The organism is Enhydrobacter sp., assembly GCF_030246845.1.
Classification (GTDB): domain Bacteria; phylum Pseudomonadota; class Alphaproteobacteria; order Reyranellales; family Reyranellaceae; genus Reyranella.
This window is the reverse complement of sequence record NZ_CP126889.1, coordinates 1,108,945-1,126,815: the sequence shown is the minus strand read 5'-3', so window position 1 is coordinate 1,126,815 and position 17,871 is coordinate 1,108,945. Positions and strand designations below refer to the sequence as shown.

15 protein-coding genes and 1 pseudogene are annotated in these 17,871 nt (G+C 66.2%); 13 read left to right on the top strand and 3 right to left on the bottom strand.

Annotation, left to right across the window (positions count from 1 at the left end; genetic code table 11):
- Nucleotide 1 precedes the first annotated feature (1 nt).
- Both OJF58_RS05815 and OJF58_RS05810 read right to left on the bottom strand, forming a co-directional pair.
- Nucleotides 2-607, bottom strand: coding sequence for a 2-hydroxychromene-2-carboxylate isomerase (locus OJF58_RS05815; RefSeq protein ID WP_300782513.1), 606 nt, complete (start codon nt 605-607; stop codon nt 2-4).
- A 3-nt stretch (nt 608-610) separates the two neighbouring features.
- Nucleotides 611-1,354 (bottom strand): SDR family NAD(P)-dependent oxidoreductase, encoded by a 744-nt coding sequence (locus tag OJF58_RS05810; RefSeq protein WP_300782511.1) that lies wholly within the window; start codon nt 1,352-1,354, stop codon nt 611-613.
- Between the two features lie 222 nt (nt 1,355-1,576).
- Here OJF58_RS05810 and OJF58_RS05805 point away from each other — a divergent pair, with 222 nt between their 5' ends.
- The 8 genes and pseudogenes from OJF58_RS05805 (at nt 1,577) to OJF58_RS05775 (ending at nt 10,835) form a co-directional block, all read left to right on the top strand.
- Nucleotides 1,577-3,250, top strand: a complete 1,674-nt coding sequence (locus OJF58_RS05805) for an amidohydrolase family protein (RefSeq protein WP_300782508.1) — start codon at nt 1,577-1,579, stop codon at nt 3,248-3,250.
- Between the two features lie 68 nt (nt 3,251-3,318).
- Nucleotides 3,319-3,477: a hypothetical protein gene (locus tag OJF58_RS05800; protein ID WP_300782505.1), complete on the top strand. Its 159-nt coding sequence runs from the start codon at nt 3,319-3,321 to the stop codon at nt 3,475-3,477.
- A 187-nt stretch (nt 3,478-3,664) separates the two neighbouring features.
- A pseudogene (locus OJF58_RS27085) lies at nt 3,665-3,769 on the top strand (hypothetical protein); the annotation flags it as partial.
- Nucleotides 3,770-3,839: 70 nt separating this feature from the next.
- Entirely contained in the window at nt 3,840-4,070 is a 231-nt protein-coding gene (locus tag OJF58_RS05795; protein WP_300782502.1) for a hypothetical protein, read from the top strand.
- Nucleotides 4,071-4,293: 223 nt separating this feature from the next.
- The gene (locus tag OJF58_RS05790) at nt 4,294-4,683 is read left to right on the top strand and encodes a response regulator (RefSeq protein WP_300782499.1); all 390 of its coding nucleotides are present in this window, start codon (nt 4,294-4,296) and stop codon (nt 4,681-4,683) included.
- 22 nt (nt 4,684-4,705) lie between these two features.
- Nucleotides 4,706-8,092 (top strand): response regulator, encoded by a 3,387-nt coding sequence (locus OJF58_RS05785; protein WP_300782496.1) that lies wholly within the window; start codon nt 4,706-4,708, stop codon nt 8,090-8,092.
- A gap of 19 nt (nt 8,093-8,111) precedes the next feature.
- Nucleotides 8,112-9,209: a TRAP transporter substrate-binding protein DctP gene (gene dctP / locus OJF58_RS05780; RefSeq protein ID WP_300782493.1), complete on the top strand. Its 1,098-nt coding sequence runs from the start codon at nt 8,112-8,114 to the stop codon at nt 9,207-9,209.
- Between the two features lie 9 nt (nt 9,210-9,218).
- A complete protein-coding gene (locus tag OJF58_RS05775; protein ID WP_300782491.1) occupies nt 9,219-10,835 on the top strand; it encodes an adenylate/guanylate cyclase domain-containing protein in 1,617 nt (538 codons plus the stop codon).
- A gap of 27 nt (nt 10,836-10,862) precedes the next feature.
- On the opposite strand, the gene OJF58_RS05770 is transcribed toward OJF58_RS05775, so the two are convergent.
- Nucleotides 10,863-11,189 (bottom strand): NIPSNAP family protein, encoded by a 327-nt coding sequence (locus OJF58_RS05770; RefSeq protein WP_300782488.1) that lies wholly within the window; start codon nt 11,187-11,189, stop codon nt 10,863-10,865.
- Nucleotides 11,190-11,250: 61 nt separating this feature from the next.
- Here OJF58_RS05770 and OJF58_RS05765 point away from each other — a divergent pair, with 61 nt between their 5' ends.
- The 5 genes from OJF58_RS05765 (at nt 11,251) to OJF58_RS05745 (ending at nt 17,836) form a co-directional block, all read left to right on the top strand.
- Nucleotides 11,251-11,880 (top strand): nitroreductase family protein, encoded by a 630-nt coding sequence (locus OJF58_RS05765; RefSeq protein ID WP_300782486.1) that lies wholly within the window; start codon nt 11,251-11,253, stop codon nt 11,878-11,880.
- A 215-nt stretch (nt 11,881-12,095) separates the two neighbouring features.
- Nucleotides 12,096-13,097 carry an LLM class flavin-dependent oxidoreductase gene (locus OJF58_RS05760; RefSeq protein ID WP_300782483.1) on the top strand — a complete coding sequence of 334 codons (1,002 nt, stop codon included), beginning with the start codon at nt 12,096-12,098 and terminating at the stop codon, nt 13,095-13,097.
- A gap of 145 nt (nt 13,098-13,242) precedes the next feature.
- Nucleotides 13,243-14,892 (top strand): hypothetical protein, encoded by a 1,650-nt coding sequence (locus OJF58_RS05755; RefSeq protein WP_300782480.1) that lies wholly within the window; start codon nt 13,243-13,245, stop codon nt 14,890-14,892.
- Nucleotides 14,893-14,920: 28 nt separating this feature from the next.
- Nucleotides 14,921-16,657: an adenylate/guanylate cyclase domain-containing protein gene (locus OJF58_RS05750; RefSeq protein ID WP_300782478.1), complete on the top strand. Its 1,737-nt coding sequence runs from the start codon at nt 14,921-14,923 to the stop codon at nt 16,655-16,657.
- A gap of 66 nt (nt 16,658-16,723) precedes the next feature.
- Nucleotides 16,724-17,836 (top strand): SGNH/GDSL hydrolase family protein, encoded by a 1,113-nt coding sequence (locus OJF58_RS05745; RefSeq protein ID WP_300782476.1) that lies wholly within the window; start codon nt 16,724-16,726, stop codon nt 17,834-17,836.
- Nucleotides 17,837-17,871 lie beyond the last annotated feature (35 nt).

The window sequence follows — 17,871 nt, the reverse complement described above, 5'->3', positions numbered from 1 at the left end:
TCTACTTACTCGCCGCGATGGCTTCCTCGACGTCGCGCAGCCGGTCCTTGCCGAAATAGATCTCGCCGTCGACGAAGAAAGTGGGTGATCCGAAGGTGCCGCGCTCGACCGCGCGCTGAGTCTCGGCCATCAGCGCGTCCTTGACCTCCTGCGTCTGCACCAGCTCGAACAGCCGGTCGGCCGGAAGGTCCGACTCGATCAGCGCTGCCCGCAGGACAGCGGGATCGTCGAGCTTCTTGGGCTCCGCCCACATGTGCCGGTAGATCTCGTCGACGTAGCGCTCGAAGATGCCGAGCTTCCTCGCTGCAACGGCGCCGCGCATGATCGCCAGCGTGTTCACCGGGAAGTGCGGGTTCATCTTGTAGCGCGTGATGCCATGCTGCCGGATGAAGCGCTCGGTTTCGAGCTGCTGGTACTCCGGCTTGTTCCTGATGCCGGCATTGCTCTCCGCCGGCGAGCGATTGTTGGTGAGCTTGAAGATGCCGCCCAGCAGCACCGGCACATAGTCGAACCTGACGCCCTGGCGCTTCTCGATCACCGGAATGACGAGGTGGCTGAGATAGGCGTTGGGGCTGCCGAAATCGAACAGGAATTCAACCTTGGGCATGACTCACCATTTTTCTCCGAAGGGGCGGATCTCGAGCTCGGAACTCCAGGCGTCGCGCGGCTGCCGGTAGAGCATCCAGTACGCGTCGGCCACGGCCTCGGGGCGCATCAATCGGTCCGGCGGCAGATTCGCCAGCGCCTCGGCGCCCTCGCGCTCCTTGAGGCGCTCGCGCACCCAGGCGGTGTCGACGCCCGAATCGATCACGAGATGGGCGACGTGGATGTTCTTCGGTCCGAGCTCGCGGGCCGCGGCCTGGGCGACCGCACGCAGGCCGGCCTTGGCCGAGGCGAAGGCCGCGTAACCGACGCCGCCGCGCAGGCTCGCCGTCGCGCCGGTGAAGAAGATGCAGCCCTTGCCGCGCGGCAGCATCAGGCGCGCGGCTTCGCGGCCGGCGAGGAAGCCCGAGTAGCAGGCCATCTCCCACACCTTGCGGAACACGCGCTCGGTCGTGTCGGTGAGCGGAAAGTTCACGTTGGCGCCGACGTTGAAGACGCAGACCTCCAGCGGGGCGGTCCGGTCCGCTTCCTGCAGGAAGGCCGTGATGTCCTCTTCCTTGCGGGCGTCGAGGCCGCGCGCCGAGATCCTGCCGCCCGCCTTCTCGATGTCGGCGACCAGCGGCGCCAGCTTGTCGCCGTTGCGCCGGCCGGCATGGACGATGAAGCCCTCCGCCGCGAACTTGCGCGCGATCGCAGCGCCGATGAAGTCCCCGGCGCCGATCACGGCCGCCGTCGCCTGCCTGGATGCCATGGATCCCTCCTGCCGCTGGACAGTCAGTTTGTTTTCCAAACTTGTCAATTCCTCCAGCAAAGAGACTTCTGGGGCTGTCATGAGTTTTCGAGTGTCGTTTCAACATGAACTCCGTCGCCGCGGGATACCGCCTGTCGATCCGGCATGGCGCGCCGATGGATTTCGCATGTGTCGCGGCCGTCTGTCGGGAGTACCGTCGGCTCGTGGTTCTGGGAGGACTCGATGAGCTACGATCTCGTGATCAGGAACGGCATCGTGGTCGATGGTACCGGCGCCAGGAGGTACCGGGCCGACGTGGCGGTCGCCGATGGCAAGGTGGCCGACATCGGCAAGGTCACCGAAGGCGCCAGGCGCACCATCGATGCCGACGGTCTGGTCGTGGCGCCGGGCTTCGTCGATCCCCACACGCATTACGATGCGCAGATCTGCTGGGACGGCGCGGTGACGCCCTCGTCCTGGCACGGTGTCACCAGCGTGGTGATGGGCAATTGCGGCGTCGGCATCGCGCCCTGCCGGCCCGCGGCGCGCGAGATCGCCATGCGCGACCTGGTGAGTGTCGAAGGCATTCCGTTCGACGTGCTGAACAAGGGCATCACCTGGGATTGGGAGACTTTTCCGCAGTTCATGGATGCGGCCGCCGCCCGCCGGCCATCGCTCAATCTCGCCTTCATCGCGCCGCTCACGCCGTTCCGTCATTACGTGATGGGTGAGGCGTCGATGGAGCGGGCGGCCGACGCGGAGGAGACGGCGAAGATCGCGGCCCTGATCGCCGAGGCCGTCGATGTCGGCGCGCTGGGCTTCTCGTCGACGACGCTCAACCAGCATATGGGCTTCGAGGGCAAGCCGCTCGCCTGCCGCAACGCCAGCCGCGAGGAGCTGAAGGCCTATGCCAACGTCCTGAAGGCGCGCGGCAAGGGCGCGATCGAGATCGCGCTCACGCGCCAGGTCGGCGTGCTGGAGGAGGACCAGTGCGAGCTGCTGGACTTCCTGCTCGACGAGAGCGGCCGGCCGGTGACCTTCATCGCCCTGTTCGACCGCGACGACATCCCGGAGGCGGTGCGCAACACGCTGCGGCTCGCCGCGCCGATGATTGCCAAGGGCGCCCGGCCGCAGACCTCGCCGCTGCCGCTCACGCGCGAAGTCAACATGGACAATCCCTTCTCCTTCGCCGCCTTCCCCTCCTGGAAGCGGGTGTTCGCCGACACCTCGAAGGCGGCGCAGAAGGCCGTCTACGCCGATCCGGCGTTCCGCAACCAGTTCCGCGAGGACCTCAAGAATCCGACCGGCTTCAGCAACTGGGGCCGGGTTGTCGTGCACGCCGTGCGCAACCCGGCGCTGAAGCATCTCGAGGACAAGTCGATCGCCCAGATCGGCCAGGAGCAGGGCAAGGACGGCGTCGATGCCTTCCTCGACACGGTGCTGGCCGACAACCTCGATTGCGAGCTCACCATGGCCTCGTGGAACACGCGCGAGGATCGCATGCGCGAGCTCCTGAACAACAAGGCGATCCTGATGGCGCTGGGCGACGGCGGCGCGCATGTCGACATGCTGTGCGACTCGGGCTACCCGACCTACCTGCTCGGCACGTGGGTGCGCGAGAAGGAGGCGATCACGCTGGAGGAGGGCGTGCGCAAGCTCACCTCCGACCCGGCCGACCTGTTCGGCCTGAAGGACCGCGGCCGCCTCGCCAAGGGCGCACCGGCCGATATCGCGATCTTCGATCCCGCGCGCATCGGCTCCAACAACCACGGCGAGCGCCGCTACGATCTCCCCGGCGGCGCCAAGCGCATCGTGATGCCGTCGAGAGGCGTCGAGTACACCCTGGTCAACGGCGCGGTCACCTGGGAGCAGGGCAGGCTCACCGAGGCGAAGGCGGGGAAAGTGTTGAGAGGATAGGTCGCTTCCGCCGTGGCGGGGAGATAGACCAGGGCAAGTCTCACGGGCAGATGGAGAGAGGAGACGCCATGTCCGACGGACTCCAGCGCGAGCCGCCGGCGACCATGCCCGACCGCAAACGGGCACTGGAGCGGGTGCTGGTGGAAGCGCGAGCGCGGCGCGCGGAGTTCGCCAAGCAGCGGCAGTTGAGCCCCGACATCGTCGGCTTGCTGAAGCAGTTCCCTTGAGGCCGTTGGCAGTCACGATATCGTGGTCGACAAGGTTGTCGTTCCCGAGGACTGGACGTTCATTCGCGGCGGCGGTTCGAGCCTCGATTCGCCCCTGTTTCGCTATCCTGCCCTGGTGATCGCCTCGCAGGTGCTGGCGGTCGTGGGTCTCGGCGCCGCGCGAGCGGCCCTCGACGAGGTAATCGCCATGGCCGGCAAGCGCAAGTCGATCACCGGCGCGCCCGCTCTGGCTGACCGGCCCAATGTCCAGATCGAGCTGGCGAAAGCCGAGGCGCAGTTGCGTTCGGCGCGGGCCTTTCTCTACGAGACGACCGACGAGGCTTACGAGACGCTCGAGGCCGGCGGGGGAACTCGATCTCGAGATGAGAACGCTGCTGCGTCTGGGCGCCAGCAACGCCGCCAAGGTCGGCGCCGACGTCGCCCGGATGGCCTATACGATCTCCGGGACGACCGGGATCTTCACCGATCATCCCCTCGCCTACACGCTGCAGGACGCCCTGGTGGTGCTGCAACACGCCTTCCTGTCGGAAGGAACATGGCAAAGCGCCGGCCGCCTCCTGCTGGGCCTCGAACCGACACCGGGGTTTCCGTGAAAGTCCCTGTCGCATATGACGATGACCTTGTGTTGCGGGGGTAGCTGCCCTGATGGCGCGCCCGAAAGTCGTCGCTATCGTGCTCCCTTCGCGGGATTCCGCTGGTCAAACGCGCCTTTCGAGAGCAACACTGTCGTGTCCGGAGTGTTGCTTGGGGCCGGGCCGCGGGGAAGGGGAGTGGTGAGTCGGTAGTTCAGACGGTCGTCGACCGGGGCAACAGACCGTGACCAAAATCCTGATCGTCGAGGACAACGAGATGAACCGGGACATGCTGTCTCGGCGCCTGACTCGCAAAGGCTATGAGGTGATCATGGCTGAGGACGGCGAACGCGGCGTCATCACGGCAATGAGCGATGGCCCCGACGTCATTCTCATGGACATGAGCCTGCCGATCATCGACGGCTGGGAGGCGACGCGGCGCATCAAGGCGTCGGCCGAGCTTCGGGGCATTCCCGTCATCGCCCTCACCGCCCATGCCATGGACAGCGACCGCGACAAGGCGCTGGAAGCCGGATGCGACGACTACGATACAAAGCCCATCGAGTTGCCGCGACTGATCGAGAAGATCGAGCGCCTGCTGGCGGCCCGGAAGCAGGCACGCCGACGACCATGACGACGAGTCCGGCGCGCCGAACATGAACGGTTCGACCCCAGCCGCGCGCAATGTCGCCTTCGGCTTGAGGGGTCGCCTTCTTCTGGCGTTCGCAGTCATCAGCCTGTTCGTCGTCATTGCCGCCGCCGTCGGGCTCTACAGTCTTCACATTGTCGAGCGGGCCCTCAACCAGGTCACGGTCAAGGCTGTACCGCCGTCTTTGGCGGCCGCCGAACTGTCTCGGCAGACCGAGAGCATCGTCGCCGCCGCCACAGAGGTGCCGAACGCCACCAGCGAGCAGGAAGTCGACTCGCGATCGGCCGAGACACTGAACGGGCTGGCGAGCGCCTCGAACGAGCTTGTCGTGCTGTCGCTCGCGGACCTCGACGTCGACATGCTCAACGAGATCAAGGACATATTCGAGGAGCTCGGCGACAACGTGTCGGACATTCGATCGGCCACGCTGGCGCGCCTTTCTGTCGAGGATCAGAAGAAGAAGCTCACCGACGAGATCTTCGCCGCGAACCGGCAGGTCGCCGACCGGCTGGCACCCGACCTTGCCGCTTTGCGCAATCGGGTCGCGGAGCTGCAGGCGACGATTGCGGCGCCCGACACGGCGGCCCCCGAACGTCATGCCAGTCTGCAGGCCCTTGACCGAGCGGTCGCCGCTCTCGCCTCTCTGGTGCAAATCCAGCGCGAAGCCGGCACAGCGTTCGCATTCCTCGTTCGTGCGGCGCAGACCACCGACGTCGCCCAAATCGACGATATTCAGCAACGCGCGCGGACGTCGATCTCGACGATGAACGAGCTCGCCCGGGACGCCGGACCGGATGTCGCTGCGGCACTGTCGGAACCGATCGACCGCCTGCGCGCCGGCGTCACAGGAGACGGCAGCATCGTCGCCCTCCGGCATCGGGAGTTGACTGCGTACGGCGAGAGCAGGCGGCTCATCGCGGAAAGCGAGGATCTGTCCGTGCGTTTGAGGGAGGCGGTCAGGCATGTCTTCAACAGGTCGCGCGACGAGATCACGGCGGCCAGCGATACCGCGCAATCTGCAAAGACCTATGCCGAGACGATCCTTCTCGCCGCGGCAGCGCTCGCCCTGCTAAGCTCCTTTTTCGTTGTCTGGCTCTATGTCGGCCGCAACGTCGCGGCTCGCCTGACACAGCTCAGCAGCGTGATGCTGGAAATCGCCGGAGGCAAGACCGACACGCCCGTCGCCACCCACGGGACGGACGAGATCGCGGCAATGGGCAAGGCGGTCGATGTCTTCCGGCGCAACGCCATCGAGCTGGATCGGCTGCTGGCCGAGCGGTCGGAGACTGCAGCACAGCTTGAGCGGAGAGTGGCGGAGCGCACCGACGAGCTCGCGCGCTCGGTCGAGGAGCTTCGGGCGCTCGGTGAAGTCGGGCGGGCGGTCGGCTCCTCGCTCGACCTCGACACCGTGCTCGCCACCATCGTCAGCCATGCCGTGCACCTGTCGCGCGGCGACGCCGGCACGATCTACGAGTTCGATCCGGCGGCCGGGGTGTTCGAGCCGAGGGCGAACTACGGTCTGAGCCGCGAGCTGGTGGAGGCGCTCAGGCAATCGCGGATTCGCATCGGCGACACAGTGGTTGGTCGCTGCGCGGCGGTGCGCGCGCCGGTCGAGATCCCGGATGTCGAGAACGAGCAGGATTACAGGTTGCGCGGCCTGTTGCTAGGTGCGGGGATGCGTGCCCTTCTCGCGGTGCCGCTGCTGCGTGACGGCTTGATTGTCGGCGCGCTGGTTGTTCGACGCCGCTCGCCGGGCCGGTTCGCGCAATCCGTGGTGACGCTGCTGCAGACATTCGCTTCGCAGTCGGTGATCGCCATCGAGAACGCGCGGCTGTTCCAGGAAGTCCGGGTGAAGGGCCGGGAGCTCGAAGCCGCGAGCCAGCTCAAATCGCAGTTTCTCGCGAACATGTCGCACGAGCTGCGAACCCCGCTCAACGCGATCATCGGCTACAGCGACATGCTTTTCGAGGACGCACAGGACGGCGGCCGCGAAGCCGACGCCGCGGACCTGCAGAAGATCCAGGATGCCGGAAAGCATCTCCTGGCGCTGATCGACAATATTCTCGATCTCTCCAAGATCGAGGCCGGCAAGATGACGCTCTACCTCGAGGACTTCGAGGTCCGTCCCCTTATCGAATCGGTCTCGGGAACGATAGCACCGCTTGCGGCAAAGAATGGCAACCGGCTGGAAGTTGATTGCTCCGACGCCGTCGGCGCAATGCGCAGCGATCTGACCAAGATCCGGCAGACTTTGCTGAATCTGCTCAGCAATGCCTGCAAGTTCACACGGAACGGCGTCGTCACTCTGACGGCCCGTCGCGGGTCGAGCCCGGACGCCGACTGGATTTTCTTCGACGTGAGCGACACCGGGATCGGCATGACGAACGAACAGCAGGCGAGGTTGTTCGAGGCCTTCACCCAGGCCGATGCATCGACGACGCGCGCGTACGGCGGCACCGGCCTCGGCCTCGCCATCAGCCGAAGTTTCTGCCGGCAGTTGGGCGGCGACATCACGCTCGAGAGCGAGCCGGGCAAGGGCACGGTGTTCACCGCCCGGCTCCCGGCCTTGGCGCACGCCGCTGCGGCGGAGGCGTCCCCAGAGGCCGCGAATGTGGAGGGCCTGTCCGCCGACGGCGCGCCCTCTGTCCTCGTGGTCGATGACGATCCAGGCGCACGGGATCTTCTGAGGCGATACCTGCAGCGGGCCGGCTATGCGGTCACCCTGGCGAGCGGCGGCGAGGAAGCGCTGCGGCTTGCCCGCGCCGCAAGACCCGACATCGTGACGCTCGACGTGCTGATGCCACAGATGGACGGTTGGACGGTCCTCGCCGCAATGAAGGAGAATCCGGCGCTCGCCGACGTCCCCGTGATCATGGTGTCGGTTACTGACACCCGGGAGCTCGCGATATCGCAGGGCGTCTCGGACTATCTGATGAAGCCCGTCGGACGGGAGCAACTTCTGCAGAGTCTGCGGCGATGCCACCCGCAATTGGCCGAGCGGCGGGTGCTGATCGTCGAAGACGACGCGCCGACCCGCGAGCTGATGCGGAGCATCCTGGAGAAGAATTGCTGCACCGTCGTCGAAGCCGAACATGGGTTGGCCGGGCTGGAGCGGCTGGCCGAGGCACGCCCCGACGTCATCCTGCTGGACATCATGATGCCGGAAATGGACGGCTTCGAGTTCATCGCGCGGGTCCGCGCGGAGCCACGTTGTCAGGATATCCCGATCGTCGTGGTCACCGCGAAAACTTTGACGGCCGAGGAGCGGGCGCAGCTCAACAGTCACATGCAGGGATTCGTCCAGAAGGGTGACGCCGACGGGGCGGCCCTGTTGGCGGCGATCGATCGGCTTCTTCCCCAACGCACGCCAGTGAAGGAACGCGCGTCTGTGTAACCCGACACGGAGGAAATCAATGCGACGACGCCCATTCCTGAAAGCCGGCGGACTCGGCGTGGCGCTTGGCGCCATCGCGGCGCCGGCAATTGCACAATCCGCGCCCGAGATAAGGTGGCGCCTCGCGTCGAGCTTCCCCAAGAGCCTGGACACGATCTATGGCGGCGGCGAGTTTCTGGCCCGGCGCATCGCCGAGGCCACCGACAACAAGTTCCAGATCCGCGTCTTTGCCGCAGGGGAGATCGTGCCGGCTTTCGAGGTGCTGGACGCCGTGCATAACAAGACGGTCGAGCTCGGCCATACCGCGAGCTACTACTTCTCCAGCAAGGATCCGACTTTCACATTCGACTCGACTATGCCCTTCGGATTCAACGCACGCCAGCAGAATGCCTGGATGCGGCATGGCGGCGGTCGTGAGCTCATTCGCGAGTTCTTTGGGAAGTATGACGTCTATCCGATCCCGGCCGGCAATACCGGCGCGCAGATGGGCGGATGGTTCAACAAGGAGATCAGAACCGTTGACGATCTCAAAGGCCTCAAGTTCCGCATAGGCAGCGTTCTGGCGGGACAGGCGTTGGCCCGGCTGGGCGTCGTCCCACAGGCGCTCCCGGGCGGCCGCATCTACTCGGCCTTCGAAAAGGGCGCCATCGATGCCGCCGAATGGGTCGGTCCCTACGACGACGAGAAGCTCGGCCTGCACAGAATAGCCAAGTACTACTACTACCCCGGCTGGTGGGAAGGGCAAGCGCAGTTGGTGGTCTACGTCAACATTGCCCAATGGGAGTCGCTGCCCAAAAGCTACCGGGTGCTTCTGGAACTCGCCTGCTCGGACATGACCAACTGGATGATCGGAAAGTACGATGCCGAGAACCCGGCGGCGCTGCGGCGCCTGGTGGCGGGCGGCACTCAGCTCAGGCCGTTCCCGCGGCCGGTGCTCGAGGCCTGCTTCCAGGCCGCAGTCGAGCTGTACGACGACGTCGCTGGCAGGAATGCTGGGTTCAAGAACGTCTACGACGCATGGAAACGGTTTCTCGGCGACGAGGAGCTGTGGTTCCAGGTGGCCGAGCACCCCTTCGACAATTTCATGGCGCGGCACACATACGCCCGGAAAGCGTAGGCGCCGCGAATGGACCCGCCTGACGTGACGGACTCGTCCTCGGAAGACGATCGACGCGCTCGAAGAGCCTGGCTCTGGCATGTTCGACAGGAGCTGATCGCGCCCGTCCACGCGATCGTCGGGTACGCCGAGATCGCCTATGAGGAGGCGCGTCGGCGGACACTGGATGATCCCGTCCGGGACATCGAGCTGATCTTGGCAGCGGCGCGAACGCTTGTGGACAGGGTCACGCGGTTGCTGTCCTGGCACGACGCTCGCCGGGCCGCTTCGCAGCCCGACGCCGCGAACGAAGAGCATACCCTGCATCACGAGCTGCGCACGCCGCTCAATGCCATCATCGGTTATGGCGAGATGCTGATCGAGGGTCTCGCCGACACGGACTTCACCGATCTGCGATCGGACATTGCAAAGCTGCACGCGAGCGCGCGCGAACTGCTGTCTCATTTGGATGCCGTCATCCGCTTTCCCTCGACGCGAAGCCGGACCGCGGCCGATGCAGAACCTCTGGCGATGCCCCTTGCCGGCCATGATCCTCTTCGGGATGTCTTGCTGCCGGCCGGGGGGTCGCCCGACTGCGGGGGTGCCGGTCATGTTTTGGTAGTCGACGATATTGAAGCCAATCGTGACGTCTTGTCTCGACGGCTGATCCGCGAGGGCTATCGGGTCGCCATGGCCGATGGCGGGCGCCAGGCGCTCGAGACACTTGCAGGCGAGGACTTCGACCTTGTCCTTCTCGACCTGATGATGCCGGATCTCGACGGCCTGGAGGTGCTCGTCCGGATGAAGGCCGACGAGAGGCTGCGGCGGGTGCCAGTCATCATGATATCTGCCCTCGACGAAGCCGAAGGCGCCATCCGGTGCATAGAAGCCGGTGCCGAAGACTATCTGACCAAGCCCTTCGATCCTGTCCTGTTGCGCGCGCGCATCAACGCTTCCCTTGGCAAGAAGCGCTGGCGCGATCAGGAGCGGCAGTACCTGACGCGGCTCGAGGAGGAGGCGGCCAGGTTCGAGCGTCTCTTGCTCAGCATCCTGCCGAAGCCAGTCATCGATCGTCTGGGGCAGGGCGAGGTGCTGATCGCCGACGGTGTCGATGAGGCGACGGTGCTCTTTTCCGACCTCGTCGGGTTCACGGCGCGCTCTGCGGCGGCCACTCCTGCCGAGGTCGTTCAGTACCTGAACCGGCTGTTTTCCGAGTTCGACGCGCTTGCCGCCGCGCTGGGTGTCGAGAAGGTCAAGACAATCGGCGATGCCTATGTGGTGGCGGCCGGCATTCCGCAGCCGCGCGAGGATCACTGTGAAGCCGTCGTGCAAATGGCGTTGGGCATGCTGACGAAGCTTGAGCAGGTGAACGACGAGCTTGGCTGGTCGCTCGAGATGCGAATCGGCATCCATTCGGGACCCGTGGTCGCCGGGGTCATCGGCAAGCATCGCTTCGCCTACGACATTTGGGGCGACACGGTGAATGTTGCAAACCGCCTCGAAGGCGGTTCGTTGCCCAATCGGATCCAGGTCTCGGAGACGGTGGTCGAGCAGTTGGGCGACCGATATGAGATCGAGCCGCGCGGCGCTGTCGACCTTAAGGGAAAAGGATCGGTCCGGACCTACTTTGTGATTCGGTCTCGGTGAGCCGTTTCCCTCAAGTCCGCCCCCAGCTCACGGGTGCGGGCCCCAGGGGGCAGCGTGCAGCAGCTTCACCTCCTGCGTCATCACCAGCGGGCGGAACTTGGCGGCGAAGCCTTCGGTGAAATTGGTATTGGCGAAGACGGCCGCCCAGTGCGCGCGGCGTCCGGCATCGTCGGCGAATTTCCACAGATGAACGATCTGGTTGATGGTTCCCGTGTCGCCCTGGAAGTAGCCGACCAGGTTCTTGTCGTGACCGCCCTTTTGCAGGGCCGGGAAGCCGAACTGCTGGTAGAGTTTGACCGCCTCGGCCATCTTGCCGACGTAGAGCGTGTAGGTCCTGAGCTCGTAGAGCGCCATGGGTGAACATCCTCTTCGTTGCGCCGCCCCGTGACTTTGCCGAAACAAAATGGAGGAGCCAATGCCCGACCTGTTCGAGATCATGGAGACCTGCCGCTCGATGCGCCGCCTGAAGCCGGATCCCGTGCCCGACGCGCTGATCGCGAAGATCCTGCAGGCCGGCACCTGCGCGCCCAACGGCGGCAACTTCCAGCGCTGGCGCTTTCTCGTGATCAGGGATCCCGAGATCAAGAAGGCGGTGCAGGTCCTCTACAAGCGCGCCTTCGACGAGACCATCGGCCCGCGCTACCTCGCGAGCGAGCCGCCGCCCGGCGTCAGCAAGGAGCGCTACCTCCGCCAGCATGAAGCGGTGGCCTATCTGACCGACCACTTCCACGAAGCGCCGGTCTGGATCGTCGCCTGCCAGGAGGATGGCGCCAATCCCGGCCGCGCCGCCGGCGCATCGGTCTATCCGGCCGTCCAGAACATGATCCTGGCGGCGCGGGCGCTCGGCCTCGGCACGACGCTCACCACCCGGCATCTCCTCTACGAGAAGGAAGCGGAGGCCGCCCTCGGCCTGCCGCGCGGCGTGCATTCCTATGCCATCCTCCCGATCGGCTATCCGATGGGCAAGTTCGGCCCGACCCGGCGCGCGCCGCTGGAGCAGATCGTCTATCAGGATCGCTGGGGCCAGCCTTATGCTGGTGCCTGAGGCTGAGCGGAGTGCGTGCCAATCATAACGTGCCAGTCATAAGAAGCAGGATCGGATGCCCACGAACTTCGGTGTCATCCCGGGCGCAGCGAGGGATCTTTGGTCGGCGTTGCGAAAGATCCCTCGCTTTCGGCTCGGGATGACTCAGCATTTGACCGGGAAGGCACCCCGGGTGAATCGCGCACGCCCGACGGCGAAACACAGGAGGAGGCATCATGAAGCTCGGCCTCTACATGGCGACGCAGTGGCGCGAGGGCGCCGATCTCGGGCCGGAGCTCGCCAACCTCGTCGAGCAGACGCGGGCGGCCAAGGCGAGCGGGCTGGTCTCGCTCATGGTCGGCCAGCATTTCCTGTCGAGCCCGCTGCAGATGTTCCAGGCCATGCCCTTGCTGGCGCGGCTCGCCGCCGAGGCCGACGGCATGCGGCTGGGGCCGGGCCTCCTGCTGCTGCCGCTCCTCAATCCGGTCGTGGTCGCCGAGGAGACGGCAACGCTCGACTGGCTGACCGGCGGCAATGCGATCATCGGGCTGGGGCTCGGCTACCGAAAGGAGGAGTTCGACTCGATCGGCGTGCCCTTCAAGGAACGTGTGCCGCGCTTCGTCGAAGGGGTGGAGGTGATCCGCAAGCTCTGGCGCGATGATGTCGTCGAGCATCGCGGCCGGTTCCATACGCTTGCCGGCGTGCGCGCCAGCCTGAGGCCCAGGCAAGCGGGCGGTCCGCCGATCTGGATGGCGGGCGATGTGGAAGCCGCGGTGAAGCGCGCGGCGAAGCTCGCCGATGCATGGATGCCCTCGCCCATGGTGACGGAGAAGGAGGTGGGCCGGCTGGGCGCGCTGTTCCGCGAGACCCGCGCCGCGGCCGGCCTGGCGCCGGCGGCCGAGTTCCCGGTCATTCGGGAATGCCACGTGGGCAGCTCTGGCGGGAAGGCGCTCGACGAGGTGCGCGAGCCGCTTTCGTTCAAGTACGAGGCCTATGCGAGCTGGGGCGGCGACTCGGGCTTCGTGCCGGCCGACGGCATCCGCTCCGACTTCGACAAGTTCGCCGACAGCCGATTCATCATCGGTTCGGAGGCCGAGGTGGTCGACCGGATCGCCCGCTACGGCGAGCGCACCGGCACCGATCACATGCTGCTGCGCGTACAATGGCCGGGTCTCGGCCAGGCAACGGTGCTGCGCACCCTGGAGCGGCTGGGCCGCGTCGTGGAGAAACTGACGTAGCCATTCTTGGCTGGTGGCCGTCGCCGCCGGCGGCTAGAGTCGCCAAGGCATCGAACACGGCTTGGCGTCAGCCGCGGTCATGGGTTGGGGTGTTGCACGCGGCAAGTCGTGTGTCCCTGTTGCCGCCACTTCTGTGGGGGAAGACATGACCTACTACGATCTCGGGGCGTATGCCCGGCCGGTCACGACCAAGTCGCCCGAGGCGCAGGTCTGGTTCGATCGCGGCCTGAACTGGGTCTTCGCCTTCAATCACGAGGAAGCGATCAAGTGCTTCGCCCGGGCGCTGGAGCGCGACCCGGGCTGCGCCATGGCCCACTGGGGCATCGCCTATGCCGCCGGCCCGAACTACAACCTGCCCTGGCATCTCTACGATCCGGCCGGCAAGGCCAAGGCGCTCGCCGCCGCCTATGACGCCATGCAGGGCGCGCTCGCCTGCGCCCATCTCGCGACGCCGGTCGAGCGGGCGCTGATCGAGGCGCTGCCCGCGCGCTATCCGCAGCGCGAGCCGATCGAGGATCAATCCGGCTGGGACAAGGCCTACACCAAGGCCATGCGCTCCGTGTTCGAGCGCTACCGCGACGACCTCGATGTCCGCTGCGTGTTCACCGAGGCGATCATGAACGAGACGCCCTGGCAGATGTGGGACCTTTCCACCGGCGGACCGGCCGCGGATGCCGGCACCCCGGAAGCGGTCGAGGTTCTGGAGAGCGCGTTCCGGGACATGCCGGGATCGTGGGATCATCCCGGCCTGCTGCACCTCTATGTCCATCTCATGGAGATGTCGCCGTTCCCGCAACGGGCGCTCAGGGCTGGCGACCGGTTGCGCGACCTGGTGCCCGATGCCGGGCACCTGATCCACATGCCGACCCATATCGACGTCCTGTGCGGGCACTATCGCGACGTCGTGGTCTACAACCAGAAGGCCATCGTCGCCGACCGCAAGTTCCTGGCACGCGAAGGGCCGATGAACGTCTATGCGCTCTACCGCACCCACAACCATCACTTCGCGATCTATGGCGCGATGTTCATGGGTCAGTACACGCCCGCGATGCAGGCGGCACAGGAGCTGATCGACACCACGCCGGAGGAATTGCTGCGCATTCCTTCGCCGCCGATGGCGGACTTCATCGAGGGCTACATTCCGATGAAGCAGCACGTGCTGGTACGGTTCGGCAAGTGGCGGGAGATCATCGCCCAGGAGCTGCCGAAGGATCGCGAGCTCTACTGCTCGACGACGGCGATGATGCTCTATGCCAAGGGCGTCGCGCACTCGACGCTGGGCGAGATCGCCGAGGCCGAGAAGGCGCGCGCCGCCTTCCTAGAGGCCAAGGCCCGCGTGCCCGACAGCCGGCGCGTGCACAACAACACGGTGCAGGACCTGCTGGGCATCGCCGAGGAGATGCTGAACGGCGAGCTGGAATATCGCCGCGGCAACTTCGATGCCGCCTTCCGGCATCTGCGCCGCTCGGTCGAGCTCGACGACGCTTTGCCCTACGACGAGCCGTGGGGCTGGATGCAGCCGGCGCGCCATGCGCTCGGCGCGCTGTTGCTGGAGCAGGGCCATGTGGAGGAGGCGGAAGCGGTCTATCGCTCCGACCTCGGCTTCGACGGCAAGCTGAGCCGTGCCTGCCAGCATTTCGAGAATGTCTGGAGCCTGCACGGCCTCCACGAGTGCCTGACGCGCCGCGGCGACACCGTGGAGGCGCCCCTGATCAAGTCGCGGCTGGAACTCGCGCTGGCGCGGGCGGAGGTGCCGGTCCGGGCATCGTGCCTCTGCCGCCGCGAGGCCGCCTGACCGGCGGCCCGCGCCGGAGGTCGAAGCGATGGAGCACAAGCTGGCAGCGGTCCTGGCGGCCGACATGGTCGGCTACAGCCGGCTCATGGAAGCCGACGAGCGCGGCACGCTGGCGCGGCTGCGCACCCATCGCATCGAGCTGATCGACCCCGCCGTCGCCAAGAACCAGGGGCACGTCATCAAGACGACCGGCGACGGCATGCTGGTCGAGTTCCAGAGCGTCACCGACGCCGTCCGCTGCGCCGTCGAGATCCAGGAGCGCATGCGCCGGCGCAATACCGACGTGCCCGACGAGCGGCGCATCAACTTCCGCATCGGCATCAATCTCGGCGACATCATCTTCGACGACGGTGACATCTACGGCGACGGCGTGAACGTCGCCGCCCGGCTGGAGCAGCTCGCCGAGGTCGGCGGGATCTGCGTCACGGCCGCCGTCCACGACCAGGTCGACGGCCGCCTCGACGTCGCCTTCGAGGATCTGGGCGAGAAGCTCCTGAAGAACATCAGCCGCCCGGTGCGGGTCTACCGGATCGTGGCCTGCGTGCCGGAGGGCAGGCCGGCGGCCGGCGGCGGCCAGGCTGTGCCCAAGGCGGTGGTAAAGCCTACGGTCGCCGTGCTGCCGTTCACCAACATGAGCGGCGATCCCGAGCAGGAATTCTTCGTCGACGGGCTGACCGAGGACATCCTGACCGAGCTCAGCCGGCGGCACGAGCTGTTTGTGATCTCGCGCACCTCCACCTTCGTCTACAAGGGCCAGGCCGCCAACCTGCGCGAGGTGGCGCAGAAGCTCGGCGCGCGCTACTTCGTCGAAGGCAGCGTGCGCAAGGCGGGCGACCGGCTGCGTGTCACGGTGCAGTTGATCGACACGGCGAGCGACGCGCACATCTGGGCCGAGCGCTACGACCGCAAGCTCGACGATATCTTCGCCATCCAGGACGAGATCACCGCCGCCATCGTCGCCACCCTGCCGGGCCGGCTCGAGGCCGCCCAGCACGATCAGCTCGCGCGCATGAAGCCTTCGAGCATGGCTGCCTACGAATGCGTGCTGGCGGCCAAGGTCCTGCATCATCGCAGCACGCGCGAGGACAACCTCGAGGCGCTGACGCTCGTCGACCGGGCACTGCAGCTCGATCCCGACTATGCGCACGCCCATGCCTGGCGCGGCTGCATCCTCGGCCAGGCCTTCACCTACGGCTGGTGCAAGGACAAGGAGGCGACCATGAACGAGGTCGCCTTCGAGCTCGGCAAGGCGCTGGCGCTCGACGACAACGACGCCGACGTGCATCGCATTCTCGCCGCCGTCGCCATCGCCCAGGACGATCTCAATCGCGCACGCTACCACCAGGACAGGGCGCTGACGCTCAATCCCAATTACGACCTGGTCGTGGTGCAGATGGGCGAGCTGTTCACCTGGCTCGGTCATGCCGAGGAGGGGATCGAGTGGATCCGCAAGGCGATGCGGTTGAACCCGCATCATCCCGCGCGCTTCTGGAGTCACCTCGGCCGTGCGCACTTCGTCGGCCGGCAGTATGCGCAGGCGATCGAGGCCTTCATGCATCTGTCGACCATGGACATCCAGCAGCATGCCTTCGTCGCCGCCTGCTACGGCTGGCTGGGCGACCGCACGGCCGCGGCGGCCCATGTCGCGCGCGTGCGCGAGCTCGATCCGGAACTGGATCTGCCGAAGTTCCTGGCGACCATGCACTATGCCGACAACGCCGACCTGGCGCATCTGCGCGAGGGCCTCGTCAAGGCCGGGCTGTAGCTGCTCCTTTCGCGAGCAAAAGAGGTTGATTGGAGAGGACCGGCTCGCGCAGCATATCCCGCGGAGATGACGAGCGTCGTTGTCGGCAGGATCGGCGATCTGGGCAGGTCGGCCTCGCGGGCGGCCCTGTGGCTGTTGCGCGCGACCGGCCGCGTGCTGGTCATCCTGGCGATAACGCTGGCCCTCGACTACGCCCTGCTCGCGACCGTGTTCTCGGGCTGGAAGCGCGAATGGGCGGACGCGGCCTCGGCCTATACGCAGGCCTACATCAGGACCCCCTACGACCATGATCTCGCGCCCAACGCCAGCTCGACGCGCGTGTGGGGCACCATTGACTATCCCTGGCACACGGACCGCTATGGCCTCAGGATCGGCAAGTGCGCGCCGGGCGAGGCCGAGAAGGACCGGCCGGCGATCTTCGTCATCGGCGATTCCTTCGTCGAGCCGATCGGCTCGAGCTACGAGAAGAGCTTCACCGGCCTGATGGCCTGCGACGCCGCACGGCAGGGCAAGGCGGTATGGAACCTTGGCGTCGCCTCCTACAGCCCGGCGATCTACTTCCGCAAGATCCGCGCCGTCGCTCATGAGCTCGGCATCAAGCCGGTCGAGATCTACGTCTTCCTCGATCTCTCCGACATCTACGACGATGCCAACGTCTATCGCGTCGGAGCCGACGGCGTGGTCACGTCGTCGCCCTTCCATTGGTACAATATCGGTCAATTTCTGCTGGGCAATTTCGCGACCTTCCGGCTGACCTACGACCTCTACCTGCATTCCTCGCTGGCCACGGTCGGCTCTCTCGGTCAGGATCGCGCCCGATGGACGTTCGACCCGGATCTCATGAACGAGTGGGGCCGGCGTGGCCTCGAGATCGCGGGCCGCAACCTCGACCAGATCGTGACGATGTGCCACGACTGGCATTGCCGCATGACGCTGGTCGTCTATCCGTGGCCGGATAACATCGTGGCAGGCGACCGCGACAGCATCCAGGTGACGCACTGGCGCGCGTGGGCCGCCGCGCGCCATGTCCGCTTCATCGACGGCTTCGCACCGTTCTTCCGCGAGCCGTCCGACGTGGCGGTGCGCAAGTACTTCATCCACGGCGACATCCATTTCAGCGAGCGTGGCCACCGCCTGCTCTACGACGAGGTGAAGAGGGCGACGGGCGACGACTACTGACCGGCCGATGCGGCCTGTTGAACCGGCATGGGGAG

What these genes read in the sequence shown, in the direction of transcription:
- OJF58_RS05770 (WP_300782488.1), bottom strand. Translation starts at nt 11,189, where the DNA reads ATGGCGCTCTACGAGCTCAGGACCTACACGCTCTACGTCGGCAAGATG.
- OJF58_RS05775 (WP_300782491.1), top strand. Translation starts at nt 9,219, where the DNA reads ATGGACCCGCCTGACGTGACGGACTCGTCCTCGGAAGACGATCGACGC.
- OJF58_RS05795 (WP_300782502.1), top strand. Translation starts at nt 3,840, where the DNA reads ATGAGAACGCTGCTGCGTCTGGGCGCCAGCAACGCCGCCAAGGTCGGC.
- OJF58_RS05765 (WP_300782486.1), top strand. Translation starts at nt 11,251, where the DNA reads ATGCCCGACCTGTTCGAGATCATGGAGACCTGCCGCTCGATGCGCCGC.
- OJF58_RS05810 (WP_300782511.1), bottom strand. Translation starts at nt 1,354, where the DNA reads ATGGCATCCAGGCAGGCGACGGCGGCCGTGATCGGCGCCGGGGACTTC.
- OJF58_RS05745 (WP_300782476.1), top strand. Translation starts at nt 16,724, where the DNA reads ATGACGAGCGTCGTTGTCGGCAGGATCGGCGATCTGGGCAGGTCGGCC.
- OJF58_RS05785 (WP_300782496.1), top strand. Translation starts at nt 4,706, where the DNA reads ATGAACGGTTCGACCCCAGCCGCGCGCAATGTCGCCTTCGGCTTGAGG.
- OJF58_RS05750 (WP_300782478.1), top strand. Translation starts at nt 14,921, where the DNA reads ATGGAGCACAAGCTGGCAGCGGTCCTGGCGGCCGACATGGTCGGCTAC.
- OJF58_RS05800 (WP_300782505.1), top strand. Translation starts at nt 3,319, where the DNA reads ATGTCCGACGGACTCCAGCGCGAGCCGCCGGCGACCATGCCCGACCGC.
- OJF58_RS05805 (WP_300782508.1), top strand. Translation starts at nt 1,577, where the DNA reads ATGAGCTACGATCTCGTGATCAGGAACGGCATCGTGGTCGATGGTACC.
- OJF58_RS05760 (WP_300782483.1), top strand. Translation starts at nt 12,096, where the DNA reads ATGAAGCTCGGCCTCTACATGGCGACGCAGTGGCGCGAGGGCGCCGAT.
- dctP (WP_300782493.1), top strand. Translation starts at nt 8,112, where the DNA reads ATGCGACGACGCCCATTCCTGAAAGCCGGCGGACTCGGCGTGGCGCTT.
- OJF58_RS05755 (WP_300782480.1), top strand. Translation starts at nt 13,243, where the DNA reads ATGACCTACTACGATCTCGGGGCGTATGCCCGGCCGGTCACGACCAAG.
- OJF58_RS05815 (WP_300782513.1), bottom strand. Translation starts at nt 607, where the DNA reads ATGCCCAAGGTTGAATTCCTGTTCGATTTCGGCAGCCCCAACGCCTAT.